This is a genomic window from Bartonella sp. DGB2, from assembly GCF_046843095.1.
GTDB lineage: Bacteria > Pseudomonadota > Alphaproteobacteria > Rhizobiales > Rhizobiaceae > Bartonella.
Genome location: NZ_CP177325.1, coordinates 415,924 through 440,062 on the forward strand (window position 1 = coordinate 415,924; position 24,139 = coordinate 440,062).

The following is a 24,139-nucleotide window of genomic DNA, read 5'->3' on the forward strand; positions in this document are numbered from 1 at the left end:
GCATGGATAGAGAGAGTGGAAAGCCGCTTTCTGGTATGGATCATCTGCGGCAATCGCTGATTGATATTTTAATGACTGCTAAAGGAAGCCGTGTGATGCGTCGCGCCTATGGTAGCGATGTAGCGCGCTTACTTGACCAGCCAGTGAATGCATTTTTTGCTGTGGATCTGTATATGGCTGTAGCCCAAGCGCTTAAAGAATATGAGCCGCGTTTAAAGCTGAACACGATCTCTTATACTATGCCCCAAGCGGCTGTGTTGTTGAGATCAGTTTTGACGGGCTTTACATGCCAAGCGGCAAGCCTATTAAAATGGAAGGGCTGGTTTTACAATGAGCCAAAACGCCTATTTCCATACATTAGACTTAACGCAAATTCCTGCCCCTGACTTTGTTGAAGAGGTCTCTTATGAAGCCATTCGCCAAGCTGCCATTGCTAAGTTAAAAGCGTTAGAGCCAAATTATAGTGTGCTTGAGAGCGATCCCGCAATTAAGGTGATTGAAGCCTTTTGCTATCGGGAGTTTTTATTGCGCCAACGCATTAACGATGCGGCACGCGCTAATAATATTGTGAGCGCGCGCGGACATGACCTTGATGTTATGGGTGCTTTTGCCAATGTTATGCGCCTTGATAGAGAGACGGACGCGCGCTTTCGCTCGCGCATTCAGCAAGCACTAAGCGGCCTTTCAACCGCTGGTCCAAGACGGGCTTATTTGTTCCACACGATGAGCGTTTCAACAGCGATTGTGCATGCTAATGTTGATAGTCAGAACTTAGGTGAGGTGAACATTAGCCTTCTTGCTTATGAAGATGTGAAGGATGGTACAGAAGAAGAAACGGTGATCGGGCGTGCTTTATTTGCTCAACCAGAGCAAAGCGCGTTTACACGTATCCTTTGCCGCCCCGATCATGAGATTTTAAAGATGGTGCGTGCGCGTTTAAACCAAGAGGATTTACGCCCTTTAACCGATCATGTTGTGGTATCTATGGCGGTTCCAAAGCCTTATTCTATTGCCGCCAAGCTTACAATTTATCCCGGTCCCGACCAAGGCGTTGTGAAAGAGCAATCCCTAAAGCGCTTAAAAGCCTATTTGCAAGAGGTGCAAAAGGTTGGTTATAGCGCAACGCGTTCTGGCCTTATTGCCGCTCTAACAAGCACAGGCATTCAAAATGTGGTGCTTGAAGCGCCAAGCGTTGATCAGCTTTGTAAGAGTTTCGAAATCGCTGTAGCCACAGATATCGCGGTGGAGATTGACCATGTGTCAGCGTTTAGTTCGCTTCTGCCGGCAAGGTCAACAGCCTTTGAGCGCAATCTAGAACAAGCAACAAGCTTTCCAAGCTTACCGATTGATGCTTTGGCTGATTTTACCAATCCTGATGCTATTGCGGAACATCTCTTGCCATGGCTGGCGTTTCGCTTTGGCATTGAGATATGGAATGACCAATGGACGATCGCCCAAAAGCGCCAAGTCATTGCCCGCGCCTTTGAACTCCAGCGCATTAAAGGCACGGCGGCAGGATTAAAAACCTATATTGCCTTGGTTGGTAGTGAACTACGCCAAATTGTCACACCCCCGCAACGGATGTTTTTGTCAGAAGGCATGAGCAAAGACAAGCTAGAGGCGTGGCATAGCGAGCAACCACAAATCCGCATTCGCTTTGTAAAAGAGCGGTTTCTTGCCCAAGGTGAGGCCTTTTGTGGGCAGGGCTTTTTAAACCATAGTTTTCTATTGCCATCGCGCGCACGCCAATTTTATGGGCGGCGCGCTAGTTTAGTTTGTGGCAGAATGGTAAGGAGACACCGCTTACCAAAATTGACTTACCCGCAAGGCAAAAGCAGCGTGTTGAGCGCTTTCTGTTAGCAGGTGAGGCTGGACAGGGCGCCTTCTTAGGCAAGATGGGGCGTAGCTTTTTAGGTGTTTGTAAGAGAGAGCCACAAATTATCACAATACGCCAAGACGTGGATTACTATGATCAAACCTCGCCCCTATGGCCTAATGGGGTGAGCGCCTCTCTTGAACCTATGGACGTGCGACCTAAGCGGATGTCAAGCAAAGGCGAGGATGCCTATGGCATGTTTTGTGGCAAAGGAACAACGCGTTTTCTAGGGCGCAACTTTTTATTGCCCTCCAAAGCCCATGAGATGATCTATGACTCTATTGCGCTTTATGAGCAAAAGCCAACATGGGCTAAGCGCACTACCGGTGCTTTTCTTGGCCATTGCCGCCTTTCTATGCCCGCCTATCAGGCAGAAGTGGCTATTGATTTTTAAAGGTTAAGAGCCGGCCACGCAGTAGTTTCTTGGGGGTGAGCTTTTTAGGAAAGAGCTTTTTATACACGAAAGACCACAGCCAAATGCAACAGGTCGCGCGCGCTATTGCCCTTTCCAAAGCACAACGCGACCAAATTTTGGTGACATGGCAAACCACGCGTCCCCGCCGCTTTGATGACCAAACACCGCTTAATGGATCGGTGCGGTTTAATAGCGCGCTACCCTTTCAGCTTTAGGAGTATTTTATGGAAAAGACCGCCATCTTTTATCCACAACAACAAATGACCTCAGACTCTCTCAATAATATTGGTGAGTTTGCGCGCGAGGGTTTGGATCATATTGTCCATGATGCAATCACCAGCACCACCAAATTTTGGAACTTTCCCGTAGCCAAGACCGGCCCCATGGAGGTAACGGTTGGCGAAGGCAGGCTTTATTACAATGGCAAAGTATATGCGCGCCAAGAAGATAATGGGGTGATTTTATCCCTTCCAACTACCTACCAACCATCACTAAGAAAATTGTCACCATTGCGGTTTGGGGCAAAACGCTTGATAGCGCTATTGAACCAGTTACCTTTCTCGTAAAGGAGAAGTCGGATAAAGAGTCAGATGAATGGTCAAATAAGATCGAACCACGCCCCGTAGCGACCGTCAATCAGCGCTTTGCAGAGGTTAATGCGGTAGAAGGCATTGAGAACGCCAATCCACAACCGCCCATCCTTGATAGCGCTGTGGTACCTGTAGCCTATGTCACGCTCACACCTGCGGGCATAGCCTCAATTGAAGCGGTGCAAGAGAATAGGATTATCTCGCTTGAGAAGGTACAAACCGATATCACAAATGTGAAAGGCTGGATGCACAACACAGGTAAGCGCATTGATACGCTGGATACCGATATGACCGCCTTAGCATCAAGCCTTAAAGGCGTGGTGCGCCAAGATGAGTTTTTTAATGCCGCCGCTGATATTGGTCGCCTCAAGGCGCGGGTTGGCATGCATGCCTGAAGATATGTCCTTTTGGGGTGCTGATCACTATTTAAGCCTTAAGCAATCCGATAGTGATAGCCAACACCCTGAGTATCTTTGTAAGGTTGAAGAAGGTATACGCTTTGGCAACGCGGCTGAGCGCAAAGCTAATATCAACTTGCTTAATCCATTAGAGCCGCGTGTTATGCTTAATGGCAATTTTGCGCTTCCCGCCTATAGTCCTAAACTAAGGCTTGATCTTGCGGGTAAGGATGGTGAGATTATCCTTTCGCAATATACGGTGCGAAGCGGTGTGAACATGGTGCAAAAGACCCGCACCCGCACACGCATACGCTATGGGGTTACAAGGTCGGTGTGCACCAATTCTTCTTGGTGGAATTCGGGGCGCTATGACCCCGTTACGGGGATCTTTCGCAGGGATGGTGAGACATGGGAAGTAACACCAGAAGATCGTCGCAACGCCGCCGCCCATACGGGCTATGTGCGGGTGACCCAATTTTGGTATGATAGTTATGATGAAGCCTATTGGGATGCGCAGGTGGAAACGTTCACCCTAAACGGCACGATTGCCGCGCAAACATGGCTCAATGCACAGGATGGTTGGTTGACCCATATTGATTTGTTCTTCTCACAAATCGCTAAAACGGGTGACATCCATGTATTGATCACAGAAACCGATCACGGCGCACCTGATTTGAACAAGGTGTTGGCGCGGGTCAAGATCGCAGTAGAGGATCTTAAAGTCTATCCCCATGAGACCAAAGTCCCTATAGGCCCCGTCTTTGTGACCAAAGGCCGCTATGCTTTGGTTTTGGTAACAGATGGTGCGCATATGGCCTGCACGATCAATGGCAATAAATATGGCCAAGGCCAATATTTTTATTCGGGCGATGGCGGCGGCTGGTTTATGGGCGACGCTAAAATTGATCTTGCTATGCGCCTTTATTATGCCCATTTCAACGCAACACGCGCAGAAGTGCAAGTGGAGCCATGGGTGTTGGAAGGCGGCATTGGTGATGTTGATATTTTGGCCGAAAGCTTTGTGCCCGAAGGCTGTCAATTGGTGTGGCAAATCCGTGTTGAAGGCCAATGGAGACCCATTGCTAGCGATGCACCAAACCTCTTGCTCGGTCTTAACCCGCTTTATGAAGCGCGCTTGGTGTTCATTGGAACAACTGACCTTATGCCAAGCTTTACCTTTGGCTCTGCGTCAAGCATCACAACAGCGCGCGCACGCACAGATTATACCCATATCTCAAAGGCACGCACAATGCCTACAGGCGTCACCCTTGTAGAGGTGCGCTTAAGGCTTGAAGACTACGAGCAGACTAACCACACATGCGTTGTGCGACTTATGGCTGGTGATGATTTTAAAAGCCTTACCGCGCCAAGTAGCGTCAAGGATTATAAAACTGAAGATCCCAACGCGATAGAGCGGCGCTGGCAATTTAAGTTTACCTCCCTCAAAGCCTATAAAATCAAGATTACCGGCACCACTAAAAGCCCACTTAACACCTATCACGTAGCAGAGCGCGTTGATATTGGTCGCACAGCGTAAAGGAGAAGACTCATGGCAAAGACGACACAAGAGAGCAAATATGAAGCCGATATCTATTATAAGGTCACATTCAATAGACCAGTGACTCTTCATAATACAACCTATACCGCCATTAGTACTAATTATTTTCTAGGAAGCCTGCTTGAAGATGTTGACCCCGCTCTGATTGAGGAAGTCATTAGAGTTGGGCCAGAGGTTTAAGCGAAGATAAACAAAGGTTTTAGCTGTGCAGCAGGTAGAAAAGAAACACCCAGAAAGCCGCTATCCAGCCTATTGTGTACGCGGTAGTGATATTTTAGATGATGTGCGCTGGAACCGTTTGGTGCGCGATCTTGACACGCGTCTATTAAAGGTTGAAGGCCAAAGCTTTAGCTTTGATGAAGCCAATAATGAAGTGTTGGCTATGGGGCTTAAACGGCTTAATGAGATTTTAGGGCCGATAACAGAGCGTTTTGCAAAAACTCACAGAACTTGGGTTTTTGCTTGCTGATGTGGATGGTGCTTTAAGCGTTCGCCAAGGGGATATCCGCGATATTGCCTTAGTTAAGGGTGAGCAAGCCGAAAGCTTTGTGCCCTCGCCCTTCGTGGCTTTAACCAGCAAGCATGATAGTACGGCTTACGCCATTTGCCGGATGATTCACTATGATCGTGAGAGAGCGGTTTTACGACTATTTGTCATGGCGGTTTATGGGGCAAACAGCGATGCAACGCTTGGCCCCTTAGATGATTGGCAAGTATCAGCCTTAGCCGCCGCAACCATGGCTAGTCAGACCCTATTTGATCAGACGAAAAGGTTACGCGATGACGTAGCCCTTGATAAACAAAAGGTCGAAGACGATAAGCAGCACGTGCATGTCGATTTAAACAATGCGATACAAGCACGCAATGGTGCGCAAGTAGCAAAAAATGACACGCAACAATTGCTTGCTGATTTTAAACAACGCTATATCTAGGGGCGCTTACAAGCTTACCTGTCAAGGCTCCTATCGGCACTTTGGCGTTTGATATAAGCCAACATCCCAATCAGATGAAGCAAATGTCTAAAGATGGCTGGGTTCCCACTTCTACGGTGTCGATTGGTGGTTTGCGTCAACAGCTTTATGTCACAAAAGTAGAGGGTGAAACGGGTCCATTTAAGGTTGATGGTGGGTTTGATGATGGCATGGTCTTTATAAGCGGCAATAGTTATTATGAAGATTATGGATTAAGTTTTAACAAAGCAACGAGCACCTTTAGCCTCAAACTAACAGCGCCGCTTAAAGCCGGCACGCAGATTTTGTTTTGGGGCTATTTAAAGAACGATGCCAGTGACATCTATACTAAGAAAGAGACCGACCAAACACTTGCTAGTACCAAGCAACAGATAGAGCGTGACATTACCACTACTAAGCAACAGATAGAGCAAGAGCTTAATCAAAAGCTAAAGCAACAAGAACAGGATATGCAAAATCGGCTAGCCAATCAAAAAAAAGCCTTTGATGCGCAATTTGCTGATTTAAAAAAAAAATTTGGAATAACCCCCTAAATTGGCCAAAGACAGCTGATGCGTCGCTTTATTTGGAGACAAGCGGTTATATTAAGTTTCCAGAATGGGTAGATGATGACACGGCTATTGAAATCATAGCCTATGGTGCGGGTGGGAATGGTGGGGACGGTGATTATTATTATGAGCATAATTGGCTAAGTAGTAATGAGTATCGTGCTGGTGGTGGAGGCGGCGGCGGTGGGGGCGGTCGATCTGTTTGGTATGGATTTAAAGCCGATTTAAAAGATAACCACTATGTTCATATAGGCCTTAGTGTCACAATAGATACTATATTACACGCTGGGAGCGGTAATGATGGTACTGACGCGCGTTGTTCTTCTGGCACCACCTATATATAGGCTAGGCGGTAGCGGTGGTAGTGGGGATAATTATGGCCTCGCTAAGCAGGGTTCAAGCCCCGTTAGAGAGTGGACGTGGACGGGTCGCGCGGATCAAATGGTCAGACTTTATTTTATGACTGGTCAAATTATGCGTATGGCGGTAGAGGTGCCAGTGGCGGTAGCTGGGGTGGTGCTGGCGGGAAAGCCCGCTGTTATGAAAGCGGTGGTGGTCAAAGCTATCGGGGCGAGCATGGAGAATCTGCCAGTGTCTCTATACGCTTTTGGAATACAAAATAAAGGATACGTTGATGCCTCTACCAAAGGACATAACAGCCTATTACACGAACGAAAAAAAATTGAAGATGTTGAGCAAGCCTTAGCTGAGAGGATTGACGCTACCAAGAGTGAACTCACTCAAAAGATTGATGCTAAAGGTGAGCGCGGCGAACAAGGTCCACGTGGCCCTCAAGGCGTAAAGGGCGACAAGGGCGACAAAGGCGACAAAGGCGACCGCGGTTTACAAGGTTTACAGGGTATCCAAGGCGTAAAAGGTGATAAGGGCGACAAAGGCGATAAAGGAGAGCAAGGTCTTGTCAGTGAGGCCTATGTGCAATTTATTGTAGAACGACACATAGAACGTATCATAGAAGCGCTTCCCAAACCACCTCCACCAGCGCCGCGCCCCACACCACAACCAGAACCCCCACCTATTCCCGACTATACACCGTCAGATGAGAAGCCCGATATAGAACTCAAATATACGCAGAGTGGCCGTATTGAATGGCCTAAAGATATCAAAGATGACAGCCTTGTTGAGGTTTGGGCTTGGGGGGGCGGTGGAGCGGGCGCTCCCTACAGAGCCGATAGCATTATTGCGAAAAATGGTGGTGGTGGTGGTGAATGTGTCATCAAGAAGTTTCTTAAGAAAGAATTAGAAGACCAAGACGCCTTTATAATTGGCAACGGGGGCCGTATGGGCGGAGATGGTGGCGACACCATGCTTGGCGGTGACCTTGTTATATTAGCCCGCGGCGGTGAGAAAGCTTATGGCGGTGGTGGTAAAGGTGGAGGAGGTGCAAAGGGGGTACCTCTTATCAGTTGGCGGCTTCTTCTGCTTATGGCGGTGGTGGGGGTGCTTATGAGGGAAGTCGGGGTGGTGCATCCATTTACGGCGGTGGCGGAGGCGGTGGTGGGGGCTATAACGCACCCTATGACAAAACTTTATAATCCTACAGGAGGCGCAGGAGGCTCTTCTGCTTATGGAGGCAAAGGAGGTGATGGTGGCGATCAAGGTACGCCCGCTAAGCCGCTCACGCCAACTAAACCAGCTACCCCTGCTGGCGATGGAAGCGATGGCGCTGATGGTGAATTTCCAGCGGGCGGCGGCGGCGGCGGCGGTAATGGCGGCCTAGGTTGTAAAGATATGCTACATGGTAAATCTGGTCTTGGTGGAAAAGGAGCCGCTGGTTTGCTTCTTCTCAAAATATGGCTCAACCCAAAATAAGAGGAAACAGTATGTATTACGCTGTTGTAAAAGATGGCGTGGTGGTTAACACAATCGTCGCGCCTGAAAACTACACCTATCCATTTAATGACGGAGCTATTGCCATTCCCTCGGATGAGGCGGGTATTGGTTGGCGTTATGAGAATGGACAGTTCATACCGCCAGAGAAAAAACAACAAAAATCGCTAGCGCTCGATGCCTCTCTTCATGATCTCTTAGATGCAGATAAACACACCTCGTCAGATCACCCTTGAACACCCTGACTGCTTTTGCTATATTTGGAGTGTGGGTGGCATAAAACCACCCACGATAGCTTACCAAAAGAATATAACGCTCAGATCGATCTGCAAGCAACCTGACGTTTTTCTAATTGTAAGCTTAACTCTTATGGGGATAAACCTCATAGAATTAACCTCCAAATAACAGCAAGGGCTTCTTGCCTAAGTCGAGGGAGCCCGTCTCCCTCGATAGCTTGCTTGCTCAAGCCTTCTGCTTTTTGCTGTTGAGTCTTTCTAACGCCTATTTATTAACACTCCCTAACTGCCCGCCTTGTGCACCCTGCGCATCGTGGGCTTTTTGCGTTTTGCCCACCTTCTAAGAGGTTACCCTATGACAGATTTTTTACATGGTGCTGAAGTCATTGAGATTGACGACGGCCCCCGCCCCATACGCACAGTCAATAGCGCAGTTATTGGCTTGATTGGCACAGCACCTGATGCTGATGAGCAAGTGTTCCCGCTTAATGAGCCCGTATTGATTGCGGGATCACGGCTTAAAGCGGCAAAATTAGGCGCAGTAGGTAAAGCCCGTGGCACACTCCCTGATGCTGTTGCACAAATCTTTAACCAAATTGGTGCGGTGATTGTGGTGGTGCGGGTTGAGGAAGATAGGGAAAGTTTTGCAAAAGTCCTTGGCGGTGTGAATGAGGCCGGCGCTTATGAAGGCCTTGACGCCTTCTTAGCCGCTAAGTCTAAACTAGGGCTCGAACCACGTATTCTATGTGCAGCAGGCTTTACCCATCAACGACCCCAAGAGGAAAAAAGCAAGAAGCCTATCATAAACCCCGTTGTTGCTAAAGCTTAGCATCATTGCGCAAAAGCTTCGCGCCATTGCAGTGATTGATGGACCCAATACAACCGATGAAGACGCACAGCAATATGCTGCTGATTTATCTTCCAAGCGCCTTTATATGGTTGACCCCTTTGTTAAGGTTAGCGCAGGTGATCATATACTTACCCTGCCGGCAAGCGCCGCAGTTGCTGGATTGATTGCCAAAATTGACTATGAGAAAGGTTTTTGGTGGTCACCGTCCAACCAAGTCTTGAATGGGGTATTGGGGCTTGCGCGCCCCGTTGACTTTGCGCTTGGCGACAAAGCAAGCAGAGCTAATCTGTTAAATGCAAGCAAGATCACCACCATTATTCGCGAAAATGGCTATCGGCTTTGGGGCAATCGTACCTTGGCAAGCGAAACCAAATGGGCCTTTTTGCCGGTGGTACGTACCGCTGATATGATTGAAGACAGCATCTTGCGTAGTCATCTCTGGGCGATTGACCGTACCATTACCAAAAACTATTTTGACGATGTTTGCGAAAGTGTGAACGCTTATTTGCGTGATCTCAAAGCCCAAGGTGCCATTCTTGGTGGCAAATGCATTGCCAATCCTGAACTTAATAGGCCCGCCTCTTTAGCCGATGGTGTTGTGTGGTTTGACATAGACTTCACCCCACCAACACCCGCTGAGCATATCGTCTTTCGCTCAAGGCTAACCAATGATTATTTTGAGGGAGTTTTCTAATGGCGTTACCTCGTCTTCTCAAACATTTTAATCTTTATCTTGACGGTCGCTCTTACCTTGGGCGCGTTGATAGCGTCACTTTGCCTAATCTTACGGTACAAGTAGAAAGCCATCGCGCCGCTGGTATGAATGGACCTGTTGAGATTGAGTTAGGCCTTGATGTCATGACCATGCAAATGGTGATTTCTGATTATGATCCTAAATTATTAACGCTATTTAGCACACCTAACACGCCGTTAATTTTGCGCGGCTCTGTACAGGCGCAAGGTAGCAAAGAAGAGCCCGTGGTGATTTCTGTACGTGGCCTTCAAAAAGGCTTGAACTTTGGCCAATGGCAAGGAGGACAAAAGACCACGCAAACCATTGATTATACGCTTTCATATTTCCGCTATGAACAAGACAATGTGGAATATGCCGAGATTGACATTGTTAACATGATCCAACGCATTGGCGGCGTTGATCAACTTGCCGCACACCGCACGAATATTGGACTTTAGGAGAAAAAACATGAGCGTTAATGTTAAACGTCTAGCAGGGAAATTTGCATTAGAAGAAACATATGAGCTTGCCATGCCGCTTGAGTTTGAAGGCAAGGTTCACGAGGACATCACACTACGGCGTGTCGCAGTTGGAGACTTACGCCATGTAGACTTAGAGCGTATAAAGCAGGAACAAGTTGAGAAGCTTATTGTAAGGCTATCTGGTTGGCCCCCAGAAGCCGTAGCGGCACTAGACATGTATGACATGAACGCCCTTGCGGAGATGATTGGCCATTTTTTGCGGCCATCCCAATTAGAGATTGGGACACAGCCGCCACCTACATCACCGACCTAGCCCTTGTGTTTCATTGGCCGCTTTCTGAGCTTCTAGAACTCACCCCCCAAGAGCTCGTCTCTTGGCACGAGTGGGCGCGCAAAAGATTAACACCACCTGAACCACCTGAACCACCTGAACCACCTTCCCCACCTTCAAAGGATCATCATGGACAAATTAGCTAATGCCGTGATCAAGCTATCGCTTGAAGATAAGATATCCGGTCCCATTAAACGTATGCAAACTAAGCTCAATAAGATGGGGCGGGTTACAGGTCTTTCTATCTTGTCAAAATCGGTCAAAGGTTTGGGCAAGGCTTTTGACAATGTGGGGGCTGGTGCAAACAAAAGCTTAGGACGGATTGCGAAGTTGACAGCTCTTGTAGGGCTTGGCAGTGGTGGTTTGGTAGCCGGTGTTTATGGGCTTGAGAAGAAGCTAACAACCAATGCGCTTAGCCTTAATAATTGGGCACAAGCCATTGGCACATCAGCGGAAAGCTTGCAAGAGCTCCAATATGCAGGCGATAGTTTTAACATAACGGCTGATAGTATGGGCGATGGTCTTGCACAGATGACACGGCGCGCCAATGAATTTATCGCCACGGGTAAAGGGAAAGGTGCAGAAGCCTTTGCCGCCCTTGGCTATAGTGCACAAAGCCTTAAAGAAAAAATGAAAGACCCCGCCGCATTGTTTGGCGATCTCATTGAGCGCATGGGGCAGATGAAGAAAGAAGGCCAACAAGGCTTAAGCGAGCAAGTCTTTGGCCTTGATAAGGGGCCGCAGTTTTTGGCCTTTATGGGTAAAACACGTGAAGAGATCAAAGCCATGCGCCAAGAGGCGCGCGCTTCGGGAAGCATTATTGGTGATGATGCGGTGGCGGGGGCACTTGATTTAAATAATAGTATGAAAGGCCTTTCGGATCGCTTTAGCACCTTTACCAAGCGGATCTCTGTAGGGTTTATGCCCATTTTGAAAGAGACTCTTGATTGGCTTAATCAATTGATTGATGCCAATAAGAATTTAATCAATGACAAGATCAAAGAGGGTTTAGAGTGGTTTAAAGGAACCTTGAAGGACTTAAAAGACCCAACATCAGACTTACGCAAGAGCATAGATGACTGGGCAGAGAGTTTTAAATGGGTCTATAATTGCATAAAGCCTGTGGCAAGCTTTTTGAGCAATCACCTAAAGCTGGCGCTTGTGGGTGTTGGCCTCTATATAGCAGGACCGCTCATTGGGGCACTTTGGGGGCTTGTACCTGCTTTTATAAGTCTAGGCGCGGCGATGCTGGCAACACCTATTGGTTGGCTTATTGTGGGGATTAGCGCGCTGGTACTGGCTATTAAGAACTGGAGTAGCATTACAGACTTTCTAGCTAGCTCATGGGAGAAGGTTGTTGATGTCTTTAGCAATGTTGTCAATTATATATCTAGCATTGACTTCTTAGGGCTTGGTAAGAGGATCATCGGCTTTTTATGGGAGGGCATCAAAAGCGGCTGGAATTGGATTACTGACTTTTTTGCAACCTGCTTTGACTTTATTACTGATGTTATCAGTAATATTGGTAGCCGCATGTTAAATTTTGGCAAAGGCATCTGTAGCTTTTTATGGAATGGCTTAAAATTGGGTTGGAATAACTTAACCCAATGGCTCCAAGATAAGATTATGGGTCTTATCAGCTGGATGCCTAACTGGGTAAAAAACAAATTAGGCCTTAACGTTGCGGCTACGGTAACGACCAAAAGCGTTGAAGAGGTACAACGAAACATCGTTAACGATGGCAATAGCCAATTGGAAGCAGACACAGCGGCTCAAGCCAAGATAGCATCAAGCCAACCACAAACGCCCACTGCTAATATCCCGCGTCTTAGTGGCTATAGCGCTCCCAATACTGTTGCCTATAATCCAAGCATAACGATTAGCAATCTTACGGTGCAAAGCAATGGTACTGTCAAAGACATTGCTGCGCAGATCAAAAAAGCCTTGCAGGACTTGTCCATGCAACAGCGCCGTGAGCTCATGGCACAATTGGGTGATTTAGCATGATGATGGCGTTAGGTGACTTTCGCTTTTCCTTGCGGCAATTGCCTTATCAAAGATGGGCACGAAGCGATAGTTATGGCTGGGTTGAGCAAGCGCGCTTAGGCCGTAAGCCCGTTTTGCAAAACCCAACGCTTAATGCAACAAGCATCAGCCTTGAAGGGGTGCTCTACCCGCAGTGGCGTGGTGGTTATGGCCAGTTGGACGCGATGCGCGCTATGGCTGATGAGGGCAAACCCCTTTTGCTTATCTCTGGTGATGGTAAGGTGTTTGGCGAATTTATTATTGAAAGCGTAGAGGAAGAGAACACCATTTTTACTCGTGATGGCCAACCAAAGCGTCAAGAATTTACCATCAACCTTAAAGAATATAGCGGTCAATAGTATGGATGAGATTTATCTTACGCGTGAAGGCGATATGGTGGATGCCATTTGTTATAATTATTACCCAAAGGCCTACCAAGATATGGCGCTACGCCTTGTTTATGAAGCTAATTACCGTTTGACCGATTATGGAGCGCATTTGCCTGCGGGTCTTAAGCTTGTTTTGCCTGATCTACCGACCCCCAACGCAGGCTCCTATGTGAACATTTGGGATTAAGCCCATGCAGCCTATTTGTCAGATCATTAGCCATGAGAGAGACATCACAAACAAAATAGCACCCTATTTGTTAGAAGTTGAAGTAAAGGATGAAGCGGCTAATAAAAGCAATAGTTTAACCCTTACCCTTGATGATGCAAAGAGCGCGGGTCATGATGGTTTGACTATCCCGTTGATTGGTACGGTTATTGGCGTGCGCTTAGGCTATACAGAGGGAGAGGTGCGCGACCTTGGTAGCTTTACGATTGATACGATAGCACTAAAACCCAATCCGCGCAGTTTAACGATTACTGGCCATAGCGCTGATATGCATAAAACCTATCGTAGCGCCAAAAGCCAATCCTATCATCAAACTACCTTAGGCACGATTGCTCAAGAGATTGCAACACGCAATGGGTTTGAAGCGAAGTTGGACAGGGATTTAGCTAAAATTGTTATTCGGCATATAGATCAGCATAATGAAAGTGACATGGCCTTTGCGGCACGGTTGGCTTCTATGTATGACGCAGTGGCTAAGCCCGTAGATGGCAAGTTGGTTTTGGCTAAGCGTGGTACGGCTAAAAGCCTAAGTGGCACTGATTTAGGCGTGTTTACGCTTAAAGAAAGCATGTGTTCTGACTGGAAGTTTAGCTATGAAGCGCGGGTTGAGGCGGGTCAAGCCAATGGTTTAGCCAGCACAGCTTGGGAATTGCCAGAGGAGAAGGACACAAAGCCAAGTGGCAAAGAGGATATCATCCATAGCGGGGATATGGATAAGAAAGACGACAAGCCTGCGGATAAGGGTGGTGTTGCGGTACAATATAATGATATTCGCTCTGGTTCTGTAAAAAGCGTGCAAGTAGGCAACGCGCCTTATCAACAAGCGCGTCACACAGCCCATAATGAGGCGGCGGCGGTAAGCCTTGCGAGCACACAAAAGAATGAGGCGACACGCGGCAAAGCCAAATTTAGCTTTGAGATGGGCGGAGCACCTTCTATCATGGCAGAAACCAAGATTGTCTTGTCGCCACCGTTTCGACCCTATATGCCTTCCACTTGGCGTGCGTTGAGCGTAAGTCACAAGCTTACCGCTGAAAGTGGCTATGTCACAAGCGTTGAATGTGAGATCTTTGACGAAAACCAAGAGCGCATTGTCGATCATATCCAAGCAACCACACCCTCAAAGGATGATCTCATTGATGACAATGCACCTCCACAAAATACCGCTAATGATGATGTGATCCATATAAGTTAGTTTACCACACCTATTCTATGAAACCACAATCCCCCGCTTAGGCGGGTTTTTTTTGGAGTAATCATGACCCGAAGGATTAGCAAAGAAGGGCTTGCACTGATCAAGCAATGGGAAGGTTTAAGGCGTGAAGCCTATTGCGATAGTGCGGGTGTGTGGACGATTGGCTATGGCCACACGGCGGCAGCAGGTGCTCCCTATCCCAAGCAAGGCATGGTATTGCGTGAACAAGAGGCGCAAGCCCTTTTGTTGCAAGATCTGCACCAATATGAGCAAGCCGTCGACGCCCTTGTCGAGGTGACCTTAAACGACAATCAATTTGGAGCACTTGTTTCCTTTTGCTTTAATGTGGGGGTAGATGCATTTGAACGCTCAACCCTTCTCAAGAAGCTTAATCAAGGTGATTACACTTGTGTACCAAGTGAACTTGCCAAATGGGTGCAGGCAGGTGGTAAGCGTATTGTTGGTTTGGTCAATCGCCGTGCCGCTGAGGCTGGCCTTTGGGCGCGCGGTGACTTTGTGGTATCAAATTATCAAACACCACAAGTAAGCGAGAAGAGCGCCTTGTTAAAGGCTGGAACGATTGCGCCGCTTATTGGTTCTTTATCAGGGCTAAGTGGCTTTGTGAGTGGTTCTGGTCCTGTACAATGGGCATTTGCTCTCATCATGGTTTTAGCCGCAAGTGTGGGTGTTTTTGTCTTCCTTCACCATGAAAAAGAGAGACGGTTGTAGTCGTTTTTTATAAGTCAGAAAATAAAATGTGGTATTAATGTATCTTTAAAGCAAGTGCAGGATAGAGCCATGCAACCCAATTATGTTAAAGCCAAGAATACGGCTCTTGGGCTATTAAAGACATACGGTATCATTTCTCCCCCCGTTAACGTTATGGAGCTTGCACGAAATGAAAACATCAAACTCAAATTTGTAAGCTTTACATCAGAGGAAGCGATTAACAATGTTTCTGGGTTTTATGACGCCGAGGAACACGCGATTTATATCAATAAGGATGAATATCCCTTACGGCAAATGTTTACCATTGCCCATGAGCTTGGCCATGCCTTGCTCCATAAGGAATGGGCGGCGTCAAACGAGTACAAAGTCCTTATGCGCCAAGACCTGAATGATGAAAACGCTGTGCAAGAAAAAGAAGCCAATTGTTTTGCCGCTAATTTGCTTGTGCCGCGCTTTATGCTGGATGAATTTTATCAACAGCCACTGCCAACGCTTTCAAAGATATTCTTGGCCTCCATTCCTATGCTTAAGAACCGACTAGAGTTTGAATATGGCATTGGATAAGCGGTTAAAGACAAGCTTTTATTATTAGGTATTTTTATTGATTCACCATGGAAAGGAGGCGTGATTGTAAATTTATAAAACCATTTTAGCGCCATATTATATTTTACTATATTCATTAAGAGATTACGTCATGTCCTTACAATCTGTAAAACCAGTAAAGCCCGTTGCCGCCTATATGGGAGGCAAACTTTTATTAGCCAAAACTATCGTTGCTATTATTGCTGATATTCCTCATCAGCTCTATGCAGAGCCTTTCGTAGGCATGGGTGGAATTTTCTTTCGCCGCCGCTTTATTCCAAAATGTGAAATCATCAATGACCGCGCCAAAGACGTAGCTAACCTGTTTAGAATACTTCAACGGCACTACAAGCCATTTATTGAAATGCTACGCTATCAAATTACCAACCGTACAGAATTTAATCGCTTGAAAGCGCAAGATCCAGAAACGTTAACTGACCTAGAGCGCGCCGCTCGTTTCCTTTATCTTCAACGCTTAAGCTTTGGCGGCGACATGCGTAGCCGCGCCTTTGCTATGGAAAGGGACAAAACAGCGCGGTTTAATATGCGCACATTAGAGCCTCTATTAGAGGCAGTGCAACGGCGGCTAGCTGGCGTTATCGTTGAAAATCTAGACTGGAGCGATTTTATACGCCGTTATGATCGAACCGGTACGCTCTTCTACCTTGATCCACCTTATTATGGCTTTGAAACACATTACGGCAAAGGCCTATTTAGCCGCGAGGATTACGCCAAAATGGCCGACCAATTGGCTAGCCTACAAGGCACCTTTATTTTATCATTAAATGATGTGCCCGCGATACGCGATATATTTGGTGCTTTCCATGTGATGCCCGTTAAGACACGTTATATTTTGCCTCAAAATAGCAGCGTAAAAGTAGCTAATGAACTTCTTATCAGTAACTATGAAATCGCGTGTTAATGAGATTTTTTCTCGTTAAGCTAGTCACAGTAAACTAGGCGTATTTGCAGATTTTTACCTATTCATGCTTAGTTAACAAAGCAAATACAGACCTTAATTGAGGAGCGCATATGCCGTTTCCCTATCGCCTTGGGCTTTATGGTGCCCTAGTTCTTGCCGCTTTTATGAGCGGCTTTTTTTATGGCAAAAGCATAGCACGGGTAGATAGCTTAAAGAGTGCTGTTTCGGCCTTTCGTGAGAGGAGCAAAATCACCGATGAAGTTATTAACCTTTCTGATTTTGACCTCTGCCGTGCTCTTGGCGGGCTGTCAGATGAGTGCACCGCCCTTGTGCATGGGCTGGAGGAGACCACCCCAAGTCAATAAGCCCGCACGCCTTGTTGCCGATGAACCAAAGCTTGCGCGTTGGGTACTTACCACTGATCTATTCGGCAAAAAACAACATTGTTGGAAATAGGTTACTCTTCACTAGCTTTTGTAAGGACTTCACTCATTTTTGCGCGCCAATCAGCCCCACATGTCTTAAAATGAGCGATGACGTCAGGGGCGAGTCGCAAGGTTACAGCCTCCTTTGGTACACTTACCCGCGGCCGCCCACGCTTGCGTCTTTCCTCTTCCACACGTTGAAAAAAAGAAGCAGGCAAAACCTCTTGGGCTGGTTTTAAATGCGCTAACTCCTCATCAGTTAAAGGTGGAGAAGTAACATCTTCCCAATCTTCCTTTGTATAGCCTCGACCCTCCTTAAAGCTTTTTATAGTGTTCATTGAAAACCTTCCTTTCTTTTTCGTTAGCGGGGCGAAAGCTGATCACAGATATAGCTTCTGTTCCAAGCAGTGCAAATACAACAACCATTGTACCATTAGCAAAACGGCCAATCGCTTTTAAACGGTTTGAATAGGTGTCACTGATAAAAGCGTTTTTCCAATCAAAATAAATGACATCGCTAAAGTCTAAGCCATGCTTATCAAGGTTTGAAAGGCGCTTTGGTTCATCCCAAATTATCTTCATAATTTTTTGTACACGAAAAATAAAAACTTGTCAACATTTATGTGTACGAAAATTACAGTGGCAAGGCGTAAAATATCTACACAGTAAGAAGGATCCCCTATGCCCGAAAAACAGATACCCCCCGATTGGCTTTCATGGTTTGGCATGATGCTATCAACAGCGCTTGCTGGTATATTTGGTGCTTTTGTACGTCAATTGGCCAATCATGATAAATCGTGTTGGCAACGGGTTTGTGAATGGGTGGGCGGCGGTGTATTGGCGATTTATGCTTCACCCACCGTTTCCTATATGCTTTATCATCTCTTGCTAAAATTTGATATGGTGGGCGTTGATGATGGCCTCAGCCCTAATAATATTATGGGTTTAGCGGGGTTTATTTGTGGTGCTGTTGGTGTTTCCAGTATAGAGTTATTGCTTAGCGTCTTGCGCTATTATTGTCGCATAGAGAAAAATAGATAAGCCTATATTTTAACTAGTTAGATTGTCTTGACATAAAAATATGTCTACGCTATTGTCAATATAGTTTATGATTTCCTTATCTTAGGCTTATCCCTTTTAATAAAGCCCTAGTTAGAGCTAGGGCTTTATTTTTTTACAACTTCTAACGGTTCAAACTAAAAGAATGTCCCCTAGAACTAAGTAGTGTTGTTTATCCAACTGCTTAGTGCATTTGTTGCTCGCAATAAAGTATGAGAGCGGGCGGGATTGTATGAGCCATAGGGATATTTGCCCCGCATTTTCCTGTGTTTATTTCAGAAACGCGACCTTGGTTAATACCAAAAATGGCAGCAATATCATGCTGCTTATATCCACGTTGAAGGGCAAGTTTAATTTGGGAAATATATAAATCATTGAGGGGTCTTTTCATAAGATCTCCTGTTTTTTGGAAACCCAGAAAGCCCAGCATTCAAAAATTTTTTAATATAGACTTGACATAAAAATATGCCTACGCTACTATTAATGTAATTCATGAATGACTGACTATCTGGAACGCTATTAATAAAGTCCTAGTTTCCGCTAGGGCTTTATTCCTATTTGAACCACTCAAATAGGAATTCTTATACTGCCACAACTCTAGGTTAAAAATATCTCTATACTTTGGGCTTAATCTTGTATTTTTTACCAATAAAAACACGTACTTAATTATCAAATAGTGATAGCATTTTTAATTTTTGCTAAGTCTTATAATAATATTTAGCTCTTTCTTTAAAGAGCAAGCCAAGTGCCATAATCCCATTATTTACAGCAAGCACAACTGCCTACGATGCAAGACCATTGATCGTGCGTTAAATGCACGCGCTATTCATCAGCGCGTCCTCGATATCAGCTAACACAAGGTAACCTAACCCGTTGTTATAGTGAATGAGGCTAAGCATCGGTTAGGCTTTTGATTTGATGAGGTTATGGTATTGATTGAAAGTTGACATAACTACAAAATGTATGTACATTATATATATGAATTTTGAATGGGACGCCACTAAGGCTACAGTGAACTTGCGTAAACATGGCGTTGCTTTCGAGGATGCCATACGTGTTTTTCTTGATAGCGGACGTATTGAAGCTTTTGATGAGCGCAATGATTACGGAGAAGATCGCTGGATAACTATTGGACAGGTTTATACAGCAATTTTATATGTGGTTTATACCGTTCGACATGAGGATACCATGCGGATTATTTCCGCGCGAAAGGCGCTTTCCCATGAGCAAAAAAGATACTATGAAGCTAACACTTGACCTGAATAATCCTCCTCCTTTGACTAATCAGCAAAAGGCAAGACTCGAAGCCTTAGGCAAAATATCGGATGAGCAGATTGATACCAGTGATGCCCCCTATCAGCCCAATGCCACTTGGCTAAAAGCAGATATGCGGTTACCTGCTTCTAAAAAGCAGATTACATTACGGATTGATCCAGACGTATTAGAATTTTTTAAGCGCGGTGGTAAACGATACCAATCCCGCATGAATGCTGTGCTACGCTCTTATGTTGAAGCGCATAAAATTCATACGGAATAAACTGCGGCAAGCATTTAAGCACTTCCCCCCTATGGCTACGGGGGAAGCATTTTTACGCTTAAGCGACCAGTAAGCGCTCATTAGGTGCTGAAAGGTGTAGTTCTTCCAGCTTCTTAACGTCTTTGCTTATAAGGTCTCTTAGCGATTTAAAGAGGAAATAATGATTGAACCGCATTTCGGCTAATTCTTTATCGATCACATCTAGCCATAGAACTTCTTTTAGACATGTTTCGACCTTTGAGAAGGATATCTCACGCCATATGCCTACAGCACCCATGTAAACATGATTAAGCAAATAGGCCTCTGCTTCTAGCCGATATAGCGCGGCTAGTTGTTGGGCGTGTTTGTTGATGCAGTCTCTGATACGTAGCGGTATCTTTGTGCGGTCTTCTGGAAGGCGATAGACGGTATCATCTTCTTGCGTCAATTGTAGCTGTGGTTGATGTGCTTGTTCTAGTTCTAACCAACGGTCAACAATCTTTGCTCGCAACACTGTGCTGTAACCTGAAACGAGGATCAAGCATTCGCGCTTGGGTAAAAGATATTCAGTTTGTTTACGGTTTTGAGCATCTTTATAGATGTGTCCAAATTTGGACGCATCTATTTGTAACTCTAAAAGCATTGCATCAATATCACGTTTTACATGTTGATGTTGTTTATTACACAGCTTTGCGATTTCGCGGCTAGACATAGTGAGTACTGATGCGTCTAAGCCTTTCGAAAGCTCTTGTTTTATTTGGGAAGTTTTTTTTGCCTTTTTGGCATTGTTCACTGAACCAGTCATAATTGAACTCCTATAGATTAAACGTTTTTGATAAGACGCCTATAAGGGCGTCGGGTGCTCAAAAACACGGTCTATAGTCCGTCGTTACACTTTTCCCTTGCGGGTATTGTATGGCGTAACTACACCCGACATAAGGTGCATGCATAGAAGCATGACAATAAGTCGAATTGTTCGGAACGGTAAATAATTTCGGTTATTTAACCGCTATAGATAAAAGTGTTTTTGAAGCACTTGTTCTCAACATAGCGGTTTTAGGATTTTTGTCAAGCGAGGCGGCTTGCCCCATGCCCTACCTTTTGATTTTGATTCGTTTGGGTTTGATTTTTTGGTTGGATTGGAATAAAATTCGTATAAGAGGACTGCCACTTTTTCGACAAACCTATTTCCGAACCCCCAAAAATCAATCCCGAACCTATTTTTTTATAAAGTAAAATCAAAGGGTTAAGGTGTAAAAAATGGGTGATTCGAGTACGGGCGAATGTTTGGTTCTCGATGGTAAAGTGTCTTCACGAGAGCAAGTTGATTGGATAAAGCTTGATGCGTTACAATTGAAGCTAATGGAGGACGAGCTCACGGATTTTATCAAATTAGAAAAGAATATTAATGTGTTGCCTTCGGTGCTTCCTGATTATAGCTGTATTGGAGCGTACCATAGCGATTTAAGTGCGGCTGTTGCTGAGTTAGGTGTGATTACGAAAGCACTTTTGCTATCTGCGGTGGGCAGGACGGCACTAGCTTTACATGAGTATAAGAACCAGCCGCTGGGTGAAAAACGTATCATCTTTATTTTTCGTTCCGATGCGTTAGATCTGAGATCTAGTTTTGCATTCAATGTTATTACTGGACAATTTGAAGAAGTAGCGGATATGTCTAGTGAGTATTTTTACGGTGCGTATCCGTTCGGTCTGGATATTCCTCTGATTGATTTTATGGGTATGGTGCGAGGTGATTTACAGATTTGGGATATTGTTGGTCTCTCTGTGCGATCTTGGTTTGTTGGAGCTGTTTTTGATGGTATTATTCCTTTCTTTTATAGTTATTACGGTGAGAATGGTAGTCCAGAATTATTAGAGTGTATTATAGAAAAGCATATGGCGCAATTGTCGGAAAGGGGGGTAGAAGATGGAAATTGTAGCTATCGGGCATGAGAGCTATTTAATAGCTTTAAATGGTGTAAATATTTTGATAGATCCGATTCTGGGTAGGGGGTTTGGCTCGGATCCTCAACGGCAATTTGTATTTACCCCAGAACGAGAGGTGCTGCTGGAGCAGATGCCGGCCATAAAGGCTATTTTTTTTACTTCTGATCATATCCAGCATTTTTGTCCTAGGTAGTTGGCTCGTATACGGCAAGCCTTTGAAGGAGAAATTTATGTGTATGCTCCTGCGTTGTTTTCCTATGCGGCTGAAAAGGTAATTCAAGAATTAGGATTTGTTTTTAAGCGGATTGATTTTGAAGAACCCGTAACGATTTTTGGTGGAAGTGTTAAATATTATAGGCCAAAAGGTGAGATCCTATATTGGGATTTATGTGTAGCTAATTTGTATATTACAGATAGCGATCAAAGTATATTTATACAATCGGACACCGAGATATCAGAGTTATTCTATCGTGATGTTCGCAATAAGACTGTCTTTCTTCCGAATTTATTGGTCGTTACGAATAATTTTAATCGTTCAAGAGCAGGTAGCTGTGTAGGCTATGATAATATATTGCCTATTAAGGATAAACGCTATCAGCGTTCGGCTGGATTAACGCTTTTGGAGAAAATTATCGTAGAGCCCTTAAAACAGATAGGGCGGTCGACAAATATTTTGATCTCAGGTAATGGATATAATACGCCACTTCATGGGATCGACCATATATGGTCTAATACAGAATTAGCTAAGTTATCACAAGCATTAACAATAAAGTCACTGGTGTTCTCCCTAGCGCCAGGGCAGACATGCAATGTAGGGATGTTGAGTAGTGTGTCTGAATGTGCGTGGATAAGAGCAGTAGACAATAGCGGGACGACGGCTGACCCGGAAGATATGCGCGCTTCGGGCGGCGGTATGACTGAGGAGCAAATTAAAGCAGAATTAGATAAAATGGCTAAAGCTATGCTGGTAAGTAAATATGGACAAACTCTTTTGTCGCAACATTTTTATCTTGGCAGAGAGCTTAACACGGAGCGCTTTTGTATAACATTAATTTCTAATGCTTTACCTTGGCATTTTCTTTTAGATATCTCCACCGTAAGTTTTACACTGGTAAAAGCCGATCGCAACATGGTAAAAGAGATACCTTTTGGTATTGTTTGCGCGTATGATGATTTCGTGGCGTTATTGGCTGGGGATATACAAGTATGGGAGTTTATGTACTTATCAGCATCGCAGTGGTATGTCTGCGAGCGCTACGAGAGCCCAATCGCGTTTTTTCTTGAATATTTTGGTGAACAGTTAAATAATGAGCTCTATTATGCGAATTATAAAAAAGTTTTATGCACAGAAGGTTTAACATATGCTGGGGCGTGAGGCTCAGTTGTCGGTGGTGCGGTTAGAGGCTTTGGCACCAGGGCGATTAACTAAGGTTGTATTGGATATTTTAAAGAAAATCGGTGCTGCTTATAAATACATTAAAACCATTGCGAGTAGCGAAAAATCAGTTGTATTACTGGCGCATTCATGCAGACTTCAAAAAAATGTAATTATAAAAAAACATTTTCTAGAGAAAAATTTTAACAAAGAATTGTTCGGCTACGCACTTTTTAAGGATGCTCGAACTATTCGCGTCCTTTCGTCATTCGCAGATGCTAGGATATTAGTAATTGAATATATCCAGGGTGAGCTATTTTCCTGCACTAAGGAAAATTTAAGGCGCATTATTAGAACATGCGCGTATCTACATGATGTGGGCATAGATAATTTGACGCAAGTCGGACTTCCAACAAATGATGTCGTACCAGATTTATGTTGTTCTGGTAATGCATTTTATCCTAAGAATCAAGCTATTATGATTGGGGATACTAAAATTGAACATTGTTTGAAGCAAGGTCCGCATTTTTTTATGATTGATTTTGAAAACGCACAATTAGCTGGAAGCGTGTGGTTCGATATCTTTTTGTTTGCGCGATATCCTGGTTTTTCTAAAATATTTTGTGATGAGTTACGTGCTATTATAAAATTTTATTGCCAGTTAAGAAGAATTCCCTGTTCATTTTATAGCAATTCAAGCATTGAACGCATTTTTAGTCAAACTATTGGTGCAATATAGCAAGTGTTAAATATATAATGCTTCGGAGTAGGTTATGAATATTATATTAATGCGTAGAGAAAAAAATGGTGGAGAGTATTTTATGCCGCTATTTCAAAAAATTTTGCGCAGTTATAATCATGTTTCATTTATTGCAGGCTGCGAGAAAGCATATCAGCAGTCTTAGATGAAGTT

Annotated in this window: 36 protein-coding genes and 1 pseudogene; 33 read left to right on the plus strand and 4 right to left on the minus strand. The window is 45.0% G+C overall.

From position 1 onward, the window contains the following. The first annotated feature begins 2 nt into the window (after positions 1–2). The 26 genes and pseudogenes from ACK28X_RS02185 (at position 3) to ACK28X_RS02310 (ending at position 17,269) form a co-directional block, all read left to right on the plus strand. Positions 3–386 (plus strand): GPW/gp25 family protein, encoded by a 384-nt coding sequence (locus ACK28X_RS02185; protein ID WP_412058041.1) that lies wholly within the window; start codon positions 3–5, stop codon positions 384–386. Beyond that, the gene (locus ACK28X_RS02190) at positions 331–1,860 is read left to right on the plus strand and encodes a phage tail protein I (protein WP_412058042.1); all 1,530 of its coding nucleotides are present in this window, start codon (positions 331–333) and stop codon (positions 1,858–1,860) included. The genes ACK28X_RS02185 and ACK28X_RS02190 overlap by 56 nt, the downstream gene beginning before the upstream one ends. Beyond that, entirely contained in the window at positions 1,776–2,270 is a 495-nt protein-coding gene (locus ACK28X_RS02195; RefSeq protein WP_412058043.1) for a hypothetical protein, read from the plus strand. Before ACK28X_RS02190 ends, ACK28X_RS02195 begins: the two co-directional genes overlap by 85 nt. 83 nt (positions 2,271–2,353) lie before the next feature. Further along, entirely contained in the window at positions 2,354–2,506 is a 153-nt protein-coding gene (locus ACK28X_RS02200) for a hypothetical protein (protein ID WP_412058044.1), read from the plus strand. A gap of 9 nt (positions 2,507–2,515) precedes the next feature. Further along, positions 2,516–2,857, plus strand: coding sequence for a hypothetical protein (locus ACK28X_RS02205; protein WP_412058045.1), 342 nt, complete (start codon positions 2,516–2,518; stop codon positions 2,855–2,857). Between the two features lie 146 nt (positions 2,858–3,003). Beyond that, complete coding sequence (locus tag ACK28X_RS02210) at positions 3,004–3,276, plus strand: hypothetical protein (RefSeq protein ID WP_412058046.1); 273 nt, start codon at positions 3,004–3,006, stop codon at positions 3,274–3,276. Further along, a complete protein-coding gene (locus ACK28X_RS02215) occupies positions 3,269–4,816 on the plus strand; it encodes a hypothetical protein (RefSeq protein WP_412058047.1) in 1,548 nt (515 codons plus the stop codon). The genes ACK28X_RS02210 and ACK28X_RS02215 overlap by 8 nt, the downstream gene beginning before the upstream one ends. Before the next feature lie 12 nt (positions 4,817–4,828). Continuing rightward, a complete protein-coding gene (locus ACK28X_RS02220; protein WP_412057119.1) occupies positions 4,829–5,017 on the plus strand; it encodes a hypothetical protein in 189 nt (62 codons plus the stop codon). A gap of 25 nt (positions 5,018–5,042) precedes the next feature. Further along, positions 5,043–5,306 (plus strand): hypothetical protein, encoded by a 264-nt coding sequence (locus ACK28X_RS02225; protein ID WP_412058048.1) that lies wholly within the window; start codon positions 5,043–5,045, stop codon positions 5,304–5,306. After that, on the plus strand, positions 5,269–5,769 hold the full coding sequence (locus ACK28X_RS02230; RefSeq protein ID WP_412058049.1) for a hypothetical protein: 501 nt from the start codon (positions 5,269–5,271) through the stop codon (positions 5,767–5,769). Before ACK28X_RS02225 ends, ACK28X_RS02230 begins: the two co-directional genes overlap by 38 nt. Before the next feature lie 41 nt (positions 5,770–5,810). After that, the gene (locus ACK28X_RS02235) at positions 5,811–6,341 is read left to right on the plus strand and encodes a hypothetical protein (protein WP_412058050.1); all 531 of its coding nucleotides are present in this window, start codon (positions 5,811–5,813) and stop codon (positions 6,339–6,341) included. A 32-nt stretch (positions 6,342–6,373) separates the two neighbouring features. Next, positions 6,374–6,700 carry a hypothetical protein gene (locus ACK28X_RS02240; protein ID WP_412058051.1) on the plus strand — a complete coding sequence of 109 codons (327 nt, stop codon included), beginning with the start codon at positions 6,374–6,376 and terminating at the stop codon, positions 6,698–6,700. Further along, positions 6,654–8,186 (plus strand): hypothetical protein, encoded by a 1,533-nt coding sequence (locus tag ACK28X_RS02245; protein WP_412058052.1) that lies wholly within the window; start codon positions 6,654–6,656, stop codon positions 8,184–8,186. Before ACK28X_RS02240 ends, ACK28X_RS02245 begins: the two co-directional genes overlap by 47 nt. 11 nt (positions 8,187–8,197) lie before the next feature. Continuing rightward, positions 8,198–8,440, plus strand: a complete 243-nt coding sequence (locus tag ACK28X_RS02250) for a hypothetical protein (RefSeq protein WP_412058053.1) — start codon at positions 8,198–8,200, stop codon at positions 8,438–8,440. 355 nt (positions 8,441–8,795) lie between these two features. Further along, positions 8,796–9,984, plus strand: a pseudogene (locus ACK28X_RS02255) (phage tail sheath subtilisin-like domain-containing protein). Further along, a complete protein-coding gene (locus ACK28X_RS02260; RefSeq protein WP_412057376.1) occupies positions 9,984–10,481 on the plus strand; it encodes a phage major tail tube protein in 498 nt (165 codons plus the stop codon). Before ACK28X_RS02255 ends, ACK28X_RS02260 begins: the two are co-directional and overlap by 1 nt. 10 nt (positions 10,482–10,491) lie before the next feature. Then, positions 10,492–10,818, plus strand: a complete 327-nt coding sequence (locus ACK28X_RS02265; protein WP_412057197.1) for a phage tail assembly protein — start codon at positions 10,492–10,494, stop codon at positions 10,816–10,818. Positions 10,819–10,823: 5 nt separating this feature from the next. Next, on the plus strand, positions 10,824–10,982 hold the full coding sequence (locus tag ACK28X_RS02270) for a GpE family phage tail protein (RefSeq protein ID WP_412058054.1): 159 nt from the start codon (positions 10,824–10,826) through the stop codon (positions 10,980–10,982). Beyond that, positions 10,966–12,843 carry a hypothetical protein gene (locus ACK28X_RS02275; RefSeq protein ID WP_412058055.1) on the plus strand — a complete coding sequence of 626 codons (1,878 nt, stop codon included), beginning with the start codon at positions 10,966–10,968 and terminating at the stop codon, positions 12,841–12,843. The genes ACK28X_RS02270 and ACK28X_RS02275 overlap by 17 nt, the downstream gene beginning before the upstream one ends. Next, positions 12,840–13,220 carry a phage tail protein gene (locus tag ACK28X_RS02280; RefSeq protein ID WP_412058056.1) on the plus strand — a complete coding sequence of 127 codons (381 nt, stop codon included), beginning with the start codon at positions 12,840–12,842 and terminating at the stop codon, positions 13,218–13,220. The genes ACK28X_RS02275 and ACK28X_RS02280 overlap by 4 nt, the downstream gene beginning before the upstream one ends. A 1-nt stretch (position 13,221) precedes the next feature. Further along, positions 13,222–13,437, plus strand: coding sequence for a tail protein X (locus tag ACK28X_RS02285; protein ID WP_412058057.1), 216 nt, complete (start codon positions 13,222–13,224; stop codon positions 13,435–13,437). A 4-nt stretch (positions 13,438–13,441) separates the two neighbouring features. Then, on the plus strand, positions 13,442–14,671 hold the full coding sequence (locus ACK28X_RS02290) for a contractile injection system protein, VgrG/Pvc8 family (protein ID WP_412058058.1): 1,230 nt from the start codon (positions 13,442–13,444) through the stop codon (positions 14,669–14,671). Between the two features lie 63 nt (positions 14,672–14,734). Further along, positions 14,735–15,400, plus strand: coding sequence for a lysozyme (locus tag ACK28X_RS02295; RefSeq protein WP_412058059.1), 666 nt, complete (start codon positions 14,735–14,737; stop codon positions 15,398–15,400). Between the two features lie 69 nt (positions 15,401–15,469). Further along, a complete protein-coding gene (locus ACK28X_RS02300) occupies positions 15,470–15,964 on the plus strand; it encodes an ImmA/IrrE family metallo-endopeptidase (RefSeq protein WP_412058060.1) in 495 nt (164 codons plus the stop codon). 130 nt (positions 15,965–16,094) lie between these two features. Continuing rightward, positions 16,095–16,904 (plus strand): DNA adenine methylase, encoded by an 810-nt coding sequence (locus ACK28X_RS02305; protein ID WP_412058061.1) that lies wholly within the window; start codon positions 16,095–16,097, stop codon positions 16,902–16,904. 110 nt (positions 16,905–17,014) lie between these two features. After that, the gene (locus tag ACK28X_RS02310) at positions 17,015–17,269 is read left to right on the plus strand and encodes a hypothetical protein (RefSeq protein ID WP_412058062.1); all 255 of its coding nucleotides are present in this window, start codon (positions 17,015–17,017) and stop codon (positions 17,267–17,269) included. Positions 17,270–17,361: 92 nt separating this feature from the next. Here the strand turns inward: ACK28X_RS02310 and ACK28X_RS02315 are convergent, their stop codons facing one another. Together ACK28X_RS02315 and ACK28X_RS02320 are read right to left on the minus strand one after the other, a co-directional pair. Next, entirely contained in the window at positions 17,362–17,667 is a 306-nt protein-coding gene (locus ACK28X_RS02315; protein ID WP_412058063.1) for a BrnA antitoxin family protein, read from the minus strand. Further along, the gene (locus ACK28X_RS02320; RefSeq protein ID WP_412058064.1) at positions 17,645–17,911 is read right to left on the minus strand and encodes a BrnT family toxin; all 267 of its coding nucleotides are present in this window, start codon (positions 17,909–17,911) and stop codon (positions 17,645–17,647) included. Before ACK28X_RS02320 ends, ACK28X_RS02315 begins: the two co-directional genes overlap by 23 nt. Positions 17,912–18,010: 99 nt before the next feature. On the opposite strand from ACK28X_RS02320, the gene ACK28X_RS02325 reads away from it, so the two are divergent. Beyond that, a complete protein-coding gene (locus ACK28X_RS02325; RefSeq protein WP_412058065.1) occupies positions 18,011–18,370 on the plus strand; it encodes a hypothetical protein in 360 nt (119 codons plus the stop codon). A gap of 202 nt (positions 18,371–18,572) precedes the next feature. Here ACK28X_RS02325 and ACK28X_RS02330 read toward each other — a convergent pair whose 3' ends face one another. After that, positions 18,573–18,779 (minus strand): hypothetical protein, encoded by a 207-nt coding sequence (locus ACK28X_RS02330; protein WP_412058066.1) that lies wholly within the window; start codon positions 18,777–18,779, stop codon positions 18,573–18,575. Positions 18,780–19,366: 587 nt separating this feature from the next. Between ACK28X_RS02330 and ACK28X_RS02335 the strand changes: the two genes are divergently transcribed. Continuing rightward, the gene (locus tag ACK28X_RS02335; protein ID WP_412058067.1) at positions 19,367–19,645 is read left to right on the plus strand and encodes a BrnT family toxin; all 279 of its coding nucleotides are present in this window, start codon (positions 19,367–19,369) and stop codon (positions 19,643–19,645) included. After that, on the plus strand, positions 19,611–19,925 hold the full coding sequence (locus tag ACK28X_RS02340) for a BrnA antitoxin family protein (protein WP_412058068.1): 315 nt from the start codon (positions 19,611–19,613) through the stop codon (positions 19,923–19,925). Before ACK28X_RS02335 ends, ACK28X_RS02340 begins: the two co-directional genes overlap by 35 nt. 58 nt (positions 19,926–19,983) lie before the next feature. Here ACK28X_RS02340 and ACK28X_RS02345 read toward each other — a convergent pair whose 3' ends face one another. Then, entirely contained in the window at positions 19,984–20,709 is a 726-nt protein-coding gene (locus ACK28X_RS02345) for a Rha family transcriptional regulator (RefSeq protein WP_412058069.1), read from the minus strand. A gap of 455 nt (positions 20,710–21,164) precedes the next feature. Here ACK28X_RS02345 and ACK28X_RS02350 point away from each other — a divergent pair, with 455 nt between their 5' ends. The 4 genes from ACK28X_RS02350 to ACK28X_RS02365 are packed head-to-tail and all read left to right on the plus strand — an operon-like array spanning position 21,165 to position 23,965. Beyond that, entirely contained in the window at positions 21,165–21,857 is a 693-nt protein-coding gene (locus tag ACK28X_RS02350; protein ID WP_412058070.1) for a hypothetical protein, read from the plus strand. Then, on the plus strand, positions 21,832–22,044 hold the full coding sequence (locus ACK28X_RS02355) for a hypothetical protein (protein ID WP_412058071.1): 213 nt from the start codon (positions 21,832–21,834) through the stop codon (positions 22,042–22,044). Before ACK28X_RS02350 ends, ACK28X_RS02355 begins: the two co-directional genes overlap by 26 nt. Positions 22,045–22,083: 39 nt before the next feature. Next, complete coding sequence (locus ACK28X_RS02360; protein ID WP_412058072.1) at positions 22,084–23,226, plus strand: hypothetical protein; 1,143 nt, start codon at positions 22,084–22,086, stop codon at positions 23,224–23,226. Further along, the gene (locus ACK28X_RS02365; RefSeq protein WP_412058073.1) at positions 23,213–23,965 is read left to right on the plus strand and encodes a hypothetical protein; all 753 of its coding nucleotides are present in this window, start codon (positions 23,213–23,215) and stop codon (positions 23,963–23,965) included. Before ACK28X_RS02360 ends, ACK28X_RS02365 begins: the two co-directional genes overlap by 14 nt. The last annotated feature ends 174 nt before the right edge of the window (positions 23,966–24,139 follow it).

Excerpts from the sequence above, each read along its gene's own strand:
- ACK28X_RS02185 (WP_412058041.1), top strand. The coding sequence starts at position 3 with ATGGATAGAGAGAGTGGAAAGCCGCTTTCTGGTATGGATCATCTGCGG.
- ACK28X_RS02190 (WP_412058042.1), top strand. The coding sequence starts at position 331 with ATGAGCCAAAACGCCTATTTCCATACATTAGACTTAACGCAAATTCCT.
- ACK28X_RS02200 (WP_412058044.1), top strand. The coding sequence starts at position 2,354 with ATGCAACAGGTCGCGCGCGCTATTGCCCTTTCCAAAGCACAACGCGAC.
- ACK28X_RS02205 (WP_412058045.1), top strand. The coding sequence starts at position 2,516 with ATGGAAAAGACCGCCATCTTTTATCCACAACAACAAATGACCTCAGAC.
- ACK28X_RS02215 (WP_412058047.1), top strand. The coding sequence starts at position 3,269 with ATGCCTGAAGATATGTCCTTTTGGGGTGCTGATCACTATTTAAGCCTT.
- ACK28X_RS02220 (WP_412057119.1), top strand. The coding sequence starts at position 4,829 with ATGGCAAAGACGACACAAGAGAGCAAATATGAAGCCGATATCTATTAT.
- ACK28X_RS02245 (WP_412058052.1), top strand. The coding sequence starts at position 6,654 with ATGATGGTACTGACGCGCGTTGTTCTTCTGGCACCACCTATATATAGG.
- ACK28X_RS02250 (WP_412058053.1), top strand. The coding sequence starts at position 8,198 with ATGTATTACGCTGTTGTAAAAGATGGCGTGGTGGTTAACACAATCGTC.
- ACK28X_RS02260 (WP_412057376.1), top strand. The coding sequence starts at position 9,984 with ATGGCGTTACCTCGTCTTCTCAAACATTTTAATCTTTATCTTGACGGT.
- ACK28X_RS02265 (WP_412057197.1), top strand. The coding sequence starts at position 10,492 with ATGAGCGTTAATGTTAAACGTCTAGCAGGGAAATTTGCATTAGAAGAA.
- ACK28X_RS02275 (WP_412058055.1), top strand. The coding sequence starts at position 10,966 with ATGGACAAATTAGCTAATGCCGTGATCAAGCTATCGCTTGAAGATAAG.
- ACK28X_RS02280 (WP_412058056.1), top strand. The coding sequence starts at position 12,840 with ATGATGATGGCGTTAGGTGACTTTCGCTTTTCCTTGCGGCAATTGCCT.
- ACK28X_RS02285 (WP_412058057.1), top strand. The coding sequence starts at position 13,222 with ATGGATGAGATTTATCTTACGCGTGAAGGCGATATGGTGGATGCCATT.
- ACK28X_RS02290 (WP_412058058.1), top strand. The coding sequence starts at position 13,442 with ATGCAGCCTATTTGTCAGATCATTAGCCATGAGAGAGACATCACAAAC.
- ACK28X_RS02295 (WP_412058059.1), top strand. The coding sequence starts at position 14,735 with ATGACCCGAAGGATTAGCAAAGAAGGGCTTGCACTGATCAAGCAATGG.
- ACK28X_RS02300 (WP_412058060.1), top strand. The coding sequence starts at position 15,470 with ATGCAACCCAATTATGTTAAAGCCAAGAATACGGCTCTTGGGCTATTA.
- ACK28X_RS02305 (WP_412058061.1), top strand. The coding sequence starts at position 16,095 with ATGTCCTTACAATCTGTAAAACCAGTAAAGCCCGTTGCCGCCTATATG.
- ACK28X_RS02310 (WP_412058062.1), top strand. The coding sequence starts at position 17,015 with ATGCCGTTTCCCTATCGCCTTGGGCTTTATGGTGCCCTAGTTCTTGCC.
- ACK28X_RS02315 (WP_412058063.1), bottom strand. The coding sequence starts at position 17,667 with ATGAACACTATAAAAAGCTTTAAGGAGGGTCGAGGCTATACAAAGGAA.
- ACK28X_RS02320 (WP_412058064.1), bottom strand. The coding sequence starts at position 17,911 with ATGAAGATAATTTGGGATGAACCAAAGCGCCTTTCAAACCTTGATAAG.
- ACK28X_RS02325 (WP_412058065.1), top strand. The coding sequence starts at position 18,011 with ATGCCCGAAAAACAGATACCCCCCGATTGGCTTTCATGGTTTGGCATG.
- ACK28X_RS02330 (WP_412058066.1), bottom strand. The coding sequence starts at position 18,779 with ATGAAAAGACCCCTCAATGATTTATATATTTCCCAAATTAAACTTGCC.
- ACK28X_RS02335 (WP_412058067.1), top strand. The coding sequence starts at position 19,367 with ATGAATTTTGAATGGGACGCCACTAAGGCTACAGTGAACTTGCGTAAA.
- ACK28X_RS02340 (WP_412058068.1), top strand. The coding sequence starts at position 19,611 with ATGAGCAAAAAAGATACTATGAAGCTAACACTTGACCTGAATAATCCT.
- ACK28X_RS02345 (WP_412058069.1), bottom strand. The coding sequence starts at position 20,709 with ATGACTGGTTCAGTGAACAATGCCAAAAAGGCAAAAAAAACTTCCCAA.
- ACK28X_RS02350 (WP_412058070.1), top strand. The coding sequence starts at position 21,165 with ATGGGTGATTCGAGTACGGGCGAATGTTTGGTTCTCGATGGTAAAGTG.
- ACK28X_RS02355 (WP_412058071.1), top strand. The coding sequence starts at position 21,832 with ATGGAAATTGTAGCTATCGGGCATGAGAGCTATTTAATAGCTTTAAAT.
- ACK28X_RS02365 (WP_412058073.1), top strand. The coding sequence starts at position 23,213 with ATGCTGGGGCGTGAGGCTCAGTTGTCGGTGGTGCGGTTAGAGGCTTTG.